The following is a 7,790-nucleotide window of genomic DNA, read 5'->3' as shown; positions in this document are numbered from 1 at the left end:
CTTTTATCGCGAAGCCGCGGCACGCCATGGACTGCGCGATGCGGGATTCATCGAGATGACCGCCCAGCTGGTCACCCACTACGGCCGGGTGCGTGAAGAACTCGAGCGCGGCCGTGAAGACCTGACCGGCAGGGTCTCGGACGACTACATCGATCGCATGCTGACCGGTCTCGGGCACTGGGTCGACGCCGGCAGCAAGGGTTATCTGAACTGGGGCATCCTGCACTTCAGCAAGCCCGCGAACTAATCCCCTGCAACCTCGAATCATGACGCGGGCCGTCTGGCCAGGCGGCCCGCGTCAGCGCCCGACAAAATCAGATCATCAATCTGCCACCGCACGGGCCGCAGAACGCGGCCGTGCGACCCCATCTTGATAACCAGGAGGAAATTTCCATGGCACGCGATTACATCATCACATCCGAATCCGTGGGCGAAGGTCACCCGGACAAGGTGGCCGACAACGTCTCGGATGCCATTCTCGATGCCCTGCTGAGCGAGGATCCGACTTCGCGCGTGGCCTGCGAAACCCTGGTCAATACCGGCATGGCCGTCATCTCCGGCGAGATCACCAGCAAGGCGACGGTCGACTACACGCAGGTGGTGCGCGACACCATCTGCGACATCGGTTACGACGACGGGCGCATGGGCTTCGACGGCAATGCCTGCGCCGTACTGATCGCGCTGGATAAGCAGTCACCCGATATCGCGCAGGGCGTGAACGAAGGCAGCGGCCTGGACCTCAACCAGGGCGCCGGTGACCAGGGCCTGATGTATGGCTACGCCACCAACGAGACGGCCGGTTTCATGCCCATGCCCATCCACTACGCACATCTGCTCACCAAACGCCAAAGCGAGGTGCGCAAATCCGGCGAATTATCCTGGCTGCGTCCGGACTGCAAATCCCAGGTTTCGGTGCGTTACGAAGACGGTGCGCCCAAGGCCATCGATGCCGTGGTGCTGTCCACCCAGCACGACGAGGAGATCGGCTACGACGAACTCAAGGAAGCGGTGATGGAACACGTCATCAAACCGGTGCTCCCCGAGACCATGCTTTCCGCCGAGACCAAGTACTTCGTCAATCCGACCGGACGCTTCGTGATCGGCGGCCCTGTAGGCGACTGCGGGCTTACCGGCCGTAAGATCATCGTCGACACCTACGGCGGTGTGGGGCGCCACGGCGGCGGCGCCTTCTCCGGCAAGGACCCGTCCAAGGTCGATCGTTCCGCCGCCTACGCCGCGCGTTATGTCGCGAAGAATATCGTCGCTGCGGGGCTCGCGGACAAATGCGAGGTGCAGGTGGCATACGCCATCGGCATCGCCGAACCGGTTTCGGTACACGTCGAAACCTTCGGCACCGCCAAGGTCGACGAGACACGCATCGAAGCCTTGATCCGCGAGCACTTCGACCTGCGCCCCAAGGGCATCATCCAGATGCTCGACCTGCTGCGTCCGGTTTATCGCCAGACCGCATCCAACGGCCACTTCGGTCGCGACGAGCCCGGGTTCACCTGGGAGAAAACCGACAAGGCCGAGTTGCTGCGCAACGACGCCGGGCTTGCACGCAAGGCAGGCTGAAACAGCGTGGTTGGACGGCAAGCTGGCCGGCGGCATCCCGGCCAGCTTGCCCGCCCCCCCGGCAACCCTCCTGGCAGCTATGGGGTATAAAATCTTTTCCCAAGGCAGGCCGCAGGGTTCCTCACCATGAGATTCGACAATCAGGTCGCGATCGTTACGGGCGCAAAATCCGGGATTGGGTATGCAACAGCCGAGCGGATGGCCGCCGAAGGCGCCAGAGTCGTCCTGGCGGACGTTCAAGACGCTCAACTAGAAACAGACCGGCTGACACGACAAGGCGCTGAAGCCTGTTTTATACAAACCGACGTCAGCAGCGAATCACAAGTGGCTGCACTGGTCGATAAAACGCTGGCAACCTACGGCCGCCTTGACATACTGATCAACAATGCCGGCGTGGAGCTGGCAAAAAGGATTCCTGACACCACCGTGGATGAATGGGATCGCCTGATGGGCATCAACCTCAAAGGCGTGTTCCTGTGCTGCAAGGCAGTCATCCCGGTCATGCAGCACCAGCATAAAGGGGTCATCGTCAACATTGCATCCGAACTCGGGCTGGTCGGCGGCGCCGAGATAGCCGCCTACAGCGCCTCGAAAGGCGGCGTTGTGCAACTCACGAAATCCCTGGCGATCGACCATGCCACCGATGGGATACGCGTCAATTGCGTCGCCCCGGGCCCGGTTGCGACGGCGTTACTGGAAGACATCATCGAGAGTTCGACAAACCCCGAACTCGAACGGCAAAACGTCGTGGATAACACGCTTCTGAAACGTTTCGGGCAACCCGACGAAATCGCGAACGTGATCGTTTTCCTGGCTTCTGACGAGGCATCCTACATGACAGGAACGATCGTGGCCGTGGATGGCGGCTGGACCGCTCAATAAGTGCCCAGGGCCGGGATATCGACATCCGGCGCTGTTCACTATGGCAGCAGCACCGTAGCGCCGGTGGTGTTACGCGCCTCCAGATCCCGGTGTGCCTGTGCCGCTTCGCTGAGCGGATAGGTCTGGCCGATTTCGACCTTGATCGCGCCGGCAAGCACCGCATCAAAAAGCGATTTGGTGGTTGCCAGCAGCTCCTCGCGCGTCGTGGTGTAGTGCCCCAGGCTCGGACGCGTGAAAAACAGGGAGCCGCGGCGTGCCAGATCCAGGGGATTGACCGCATCGACGGTACCGGAGGCGTTGCCGAAACTCACCATCATGCCCAGGCGCCGCAGGCAATCCAGCGAGCCTTCGAAGGTCGCCTTGCCGACGCCATCGTAGACCACGTTAACGCCTCGCCCTTCGGTAATCTCACGCACCTTGTCCACGAAACTCTCACGCCGGTATTGGATGACGTGGTGACAGCCATGCGCGTGAGCGATTGCGGCCTTTTCCTCGCTGCCGGCAGTGCCTATCACGACCGCACCCCGGTGACGCGCCCACTGGCTGAGCAACGTGCCCACCCCGCCAGCGGCTGCATGCACCAGGACAGTATCGCCGGGCTGTACCGCATAGGTCCGATGCAGAAGATACTGCGCCGTCATCCCCTTGAGCATCAGGCAGGCGGCGGAACGGTCGTCGATCCCCTCCGGCAGCGGAACGACCTTGTCGGCCGGAATCAGGCGGGCCTCCGCATACGCACCGGGAGGGCCGCTGCCATACGCGATCCGGTCTCCGGGTTTGAATTCGGTAACACCGGGCCCGACAGCCTCTACGATACCGGCGGCCTCCTGTCCCAGCCCGCTCGGCAGGTCGACCGGATACAAGCCGATACGTTGGTAAACCTCGATAAAATTGAGCCCTACCGCGGTATGGCGAACGCGCAGCATGCCTTCGCCGGGCTCGCCCGGCTCCACCTCGCCCCAGTGCAGGACTTCCGGTCCACCGAACCGATCAAAGGTAATCGCTTTGGTCATGATGTACCTCTGCCGTTGTTCCTGGTTTCAGACCTTAACCTTACGCTACTCGAATGCGATGCATGGTTTTATGCTCCGGCCGGCAGCTTCTGGTAACCCTCGCTCCAGATATGCCGCCAACCACAACCGACACCCCGCCCTGTTCTCCGAAACGTTACCTGCAGCGTTTGCACGCAAGATCTGATGGTCTCTTGCACGGATAGCTGGCACGACGGCACAACGACATGGATTTTAAAACCCTCTTCACGGTATTGGTCAGCGTCTTTTTGATCCAGGCCGTCGCCCTGATGCAGACATGGCGGCAAAACCGGGAAGAGATAGGCATCCGGGACTGGGCGATCGCGGTGTACGGCATTTCTATCGCAAACCCACCCTGGGCTACAAACCGGTGGCGCCGTTCATGGTGTTGTTTACCCTGCTGTTGGCGCTGGAACTGTTCCTGCCGGTGCTGCCGGACTGGCGCGTGATCTGGGCCGCCGGCGTGATTTCGCTTTTTTCCACCCTTACGCTGTACGAATTCCTCCAGCGGCGCCTGCTAAGCAATCCCATCATTCTGCTGATGATCACCATGTTGTTTTTCACCAGTGGGAGCTGGCTGCTGCGGGCCCTGGTCAGCCTCGACCACGCGGCCCATATCACCCGCTACGCTTTTGTCGACCCGCTGTCGCTCTACGATGCCATTGTCGCCAGCGTGACATTGACTGTCTCGATGATCGTGTTGACCAATGAGCGTATCAATCAGCAGCTGTGGAACCAGGCGACCAGAGACCCGCTGACCGGCGTCATGAATCGCCGCGCCTTCTATGAGGCCAGCACACCACTACTGGCGGAACTGCATCGTGAACCGATAAACCTGTCGGTATGCGTGTTGGACATCGACCACTTCAAAAAACTCAATGACAGCCACGGTCACGCCGTCGGCGACCTGATCCTCAAGGAATTCGTACGCACCGCCCGCACCACATTGCGAGAAGGCGATCTTTTCGCCCGCTATGGCGGCGAAGAGTTCGTGATCCTCCTGCATAACAATGACCCCCAGCAGGCCCAGCAAGCCTTGCAGCGTCTGCGTGAGGCCTGTGTGAACCAGGGGATCATGGCCGGCGAACAACAGGTCAGCGTGACTTTCAGCGCCGGCATCTGTCATGCCACCGGACCGGTCCAGGTCAGTCTGGACACCCTGCTCGAAGCGGCAGACCGCGTCATGTATCGGGCCAAGAAGGCCGGCCGCGACCGCATCATCGTCTCCCCTGAACACCACGGCGCCCCGCCATCACTCGCCGCCACCTCCGGCGCAAACAGCTGAACCCGCAATCAGTCGTCTTTATCAAACAATCAAATCGCCTGTTTTGATTGATAAAACCGGTATGGCGCATTGATTGCCGATGCTAACCTGTACATCGGTTATGCGTTGTACAGGTCGTACCATGAAGAACAATACGCCCCCGCCCACCCGGACCGTCAGACAGCGGCTGCTCAAGGCCGCGCTGGATTGTTTTCTGGCGGATGAATACCACAACGTCACCACACGCCAGATTGCCACCAAGGCAGATGCCAATATCTCCATGATCCGTTATTACTTTGGTAATAAGGAAGGGTTATATGAGGAAATGATCAAGGAGACGCTGTCACCGCTGCTGGATGTGCTGGAAGGCCAGATGTTGTCGTCGACAGCTGGATTTACCGAGTTCTTCAGGCTTTATTACAGCACCATGGCCAGGCACCCCGATTTTCCCAAACTGATACTGAAGGTGCTGGCTTTGAATCAGGGGCCCGGCAGACGTTTTATTCAGCAGCTTCTGGAACGCGGACGCACCCAGGGAAACAAAACCGTGGATGCACTCAAGGAACGAGGCGAGGTCGCCCCGGCGATTGATGCGGACATTCTTAGGATGTCTTTCGTCAGCCTGGCGATGACGCCCATGCTGCTGAAAGACATCTACGAGGAACAACTGGAACGCGAGATAGACGACGCCTTCCTGAACCGACTCGCCGAATTCAACGGCCACCTGTTCGCCGCCGGCCTGCTTCCGTCTGACGATTCGAATGATGAACCGGATTCGGACAAGAACGAAAAACACTAGCCAATGAGAAGCCTGCAGAAAAACAAACGCGCAGTACGACGTTTCGGCAAACTGATGAAATTCGCCACCTGGTTTCAAAACCTGCCGAACAAAATGACACCACCGCCGTTTCGGCTGTTGCAGATCGGTGCCGTATTCTGGCAATCCCGCGTGCTGTACGTTGCGGCCCGCCTGGATATCGCCTCAGTGATCGGCAATGACGCCGTCTCCGCCGACGTAATCGCCGAGCGCGTTGCTGCCGACCCCGACGCCATCTACCGCCTGCTGCGCATGCTGGCCTCCATGGGGATATTCGAGCAAACCGGAAGACAATTCAGAAACAACAAAACCTCGGCCTTCCTGCGTGAGGACAGCCCACAATGCGTGCGGGCCATGATTCTGATGCACAACTCTCCGGAGATGAGCCGCCCCTGGTATGAACAGCTCGAACAGGGTGTAAGAACGGGCGAAGCCCCTTTCAGGTTGACCCATGGCGAAGCGCTCTACGACTACATGGACACGCACCCCGAATTCGACCGCCTGTTCTCCCGAGCCATGGACAGCGTCGAAGTGCTCCTCGGTGATGCGTTTGCCACCGACTTCGATTGGGGGCGGTTCGGACGGATTATCGACGTCGGCGGTTCGAAAGGCAGCAAATCACTGTCCATTCTCAAACATCATCCGAATCTGGAGGCGCTGGTGGTGGACCGCGCCCGGGTCATCGAGGAAGGGAAAGATTTCTGGAATGGAAAGGAATCGCCCGCCCTGCTCTCACGTCTGCATTTCCAACCCGGAGATGTATTGGATTCCGTTCCGGCTGCGCAAGACGCCAGGGATATTTACCTGCTCAGTGCCGTTTTTCACGGCTTCGACGACGAAACCTGCCGCAGGGCCCTGAAAAACCTTGCCACCGCCTGCGGCGGCTCGGGGGCATCGATCGCCGTCATGGAGATGGTGCTCGATGCATCGCAGCCCGATTACACCGGCACCTCGTTCGATATGCAGATGTTCATGGGAACCCGGGGACGCGAACGCACACTGAACGAGTGGCAGCACCTGTTCAGCAGCAGCGGCCTGGCATTGCAGGAGGTCATAGACCTGCAGTCGGTGGCGAAAATTCTGGTATTGCAGGTCGCGAAACGTTAGCGTCTGCCCCGGCGTCGCCAAACCGGAATCGCTCGCAATCCGTCCATCTTGCTGCTACTTTCCTCTGACGTCTTGATGCTACCTATGACACGCAGGGAGCAGCGCGCAAATGAAGGTATCGGTCTTCGTCGCCACCAGTCTGGACGGCTTTATCGCCCGCACCAATGGGGAACTCGATTGGCTGCCCGACGACAGCGACGAGGATTACGGTTTCCAGGCCTTCCTCGATTCCGTCGATGCACTGATCATGGGGCGCCACACCTATGAACAGGTATTGCGTTTCGGCGTGTGGCCGTACGACGAAACGCCTGTCATCGTCCTGAGTACCGGCCAGCTGGACATCGCTCCGCACCTTTCAGGCACCGTGGAATCGATGTCGGCTTCCCCGCAGGAGGTGATCGAACGACTCGCCGAACGCGGCGCCGGACACGTCTATGTCGATGGCGGCCAGACCATTCAAGGCTTTCTCGCGGCCGGGCTCGTCCAACAGTTCACCGTCACACGTGTCCCGATCCTGTTGGGCAGGGGTATCCCCCTGTTCGGTGCATTGCCGCACGACGTCCGACTGCACCACGTCGATACCCGGGCGTTTCCGGACGGGCTGGTGCAATCCCGCTATAAGATCGCGAACTGAACGAACCGCAGGCGAGCGACGCATCTGCCGTCCGCCCTTCGAACCAGCATCTATACTCCTTGGCTGAAGCCATATCAGGATCAGCAGGAGGGGGCACCTGCCTCAGGCACGCATCCCGTAGCGGCTTGCTCCGCTTCAGCTGTCCGCGGCCACGACACGGTACTGAGGATGAGTCAGGGTAGCCAATACGATTCGCACGACAACGCGCTTCCTGCCGTTGCCACGAACCGCTTCAATCGCATGGAATGGGCCGGAGCGTTCGGCGACCTGGGCACCCTGATCCCGTTCGTCGTTGCCTATCTCGGTGTAGCCCGGCTCGATCCTTTAGGGGTGTTGTTTGGTTTCGGCGTTGCCCTGCTCGCGGCCGGCGCCTACTACCGCACGCCGTTCCCGGTCCAGCCCATGAAGGCGATCGGCGCCATCGTGGCCACCCAGGCCGCGCATATATCCGCCATCACCCCCGCCGCCATTTACGCCGCC

At 60.1% G+C, this 7,790-nt stretch carries 9 protein-coding genes; 8 read left to right on the top strand and 1 reads right to left on the bottom strand.

The window, feature by feature from the left end; translation table 11 throughout:
- The 3 genes from P8Y64_13945 to P8Y64_13935 form a co-directional block, all read left to right on the top strand.
- The coding region (locus P8Y64_13945; GenBank protein MEJ2061558.1) for an SAM-dependent methyltransferase at nt 1–247 on the top strand (247 nt) is incomplete at its 5' end.
- A 146-nt stretch (nt 248–393) separates the two neighbouring features.
- A complete protein-coding gene (gene metK, locus P8Y64_13940; protein MEJ2061557.1) occupies nt 394–1,575 on the top strand; it encodes a methionine adenosyltransferase in 1,182 nt (393 codons plus the stop codon).
- A gap of 126 nt (nt 1,576–1,701) precedes the next feature.
- Nucleotides 1,702–2,457 carry a glucose 1-dehydrogenase gene (locus P8Y64_13935; protein ID MEJ2061556.1) on the top strand — a complete coding sequence of 252 codons (756 nt, stop codon included), beginning with the start codon at nt 1,702–1,704 and terminating at the stop codon, nt 2,455–2,457.
- 38 nt (nt 2,458–2,495) lie between these two features.
- Here the strand turns inward: P8Y64_13935 and P8Y64_13930 are convergent, their stop codons facing one another.
- Entirely contained in the window at nt 2,496–3,470 is a 975-nt protein-coding gene (locus tag P8Y64_13930; GenBank protein MEJ2061555.1) for a quinone oxidoreductase, read from the bottom strand.
- Between the two features lie 295 nt (nt 3,471–3,765).
- Here P8Y64_13930 and P8Y64_13925 point away from each other — a divergent pair, with 295 nt between their 5' ends.
- The 5 genes from P8Y64_13925 to P8Y64_13905 form a co-directional block, all read left to right on the top strand.
- Nucleotides 3,766–4,773 (top strand): GGDEF domain-containing protein, encoded by a 1,008-nt coding sequence (locus tag P8Y64_13925; GenBank protein ID MEJ2061554.1) that lies wholly within the window; start codon nt 3,766–3,768, stop codon nt 4,771–4,773.
- Nucleotides 4,774–4,894: 121 nt separating this feature from the next.
- The gene (locus P8Y64_13920) at nt 4,895–5,551 is read left to right on the top strand and encodes a TetR/AcrR family transcriptional regulator (GenBank protein ID MEJ2061553.1); all 657 of its coding nucleotides are present in this window, start codon (nt 4,895–4,897) and stop codon (nt 5,549–5,551) included.
- A gap of 54 nt (nt 5,552–5,605) precedes the next feature.
- On the top strand, nt 5,606–6,676 hold the full coding sequence (locus P8Y64_13915) for a methyltransferase (GenBank protein MEJ2061552.1): 1,071 nt from the start codon (nt 5,606–5,608) through the stop codon (nt 6,674–6,676).
- Nucleotides 6,677–6,785: 109 nt separating this feature from the next.
- Nucleotides 6,786–7,310 (top strand): dihydrofolate reductase family protein, encoded by a 525-nt coding sequence (locus P8Y64_13910; GenBank protein MEJ2061551.1) that lies wholly within the window; start codon nt 6,786–6,788, stop codon nt 7,308–7,310.
- 168 nt (nt 7,311–7,478) lie between these two features.
- On the top strand, nt 7,479–7,790 hold a 312-nt coding region (locus P8Y64_13905; protein MEJ2061550.1), incomplete at its 3' end, for a putative sulfate/molybdate transporter.

This window comes from Gammaproteobacteria bacterium (genome assembly GCA_037388465.1).
GTDB lineage: Bacteria > Pseudomonadota > Gammaproteobacteria > SpSt-1174 > SpSt-1174 > JARRKE01.
This window is presented reverse-complemented; position numbering and strand designations above follow the sequence as displayed.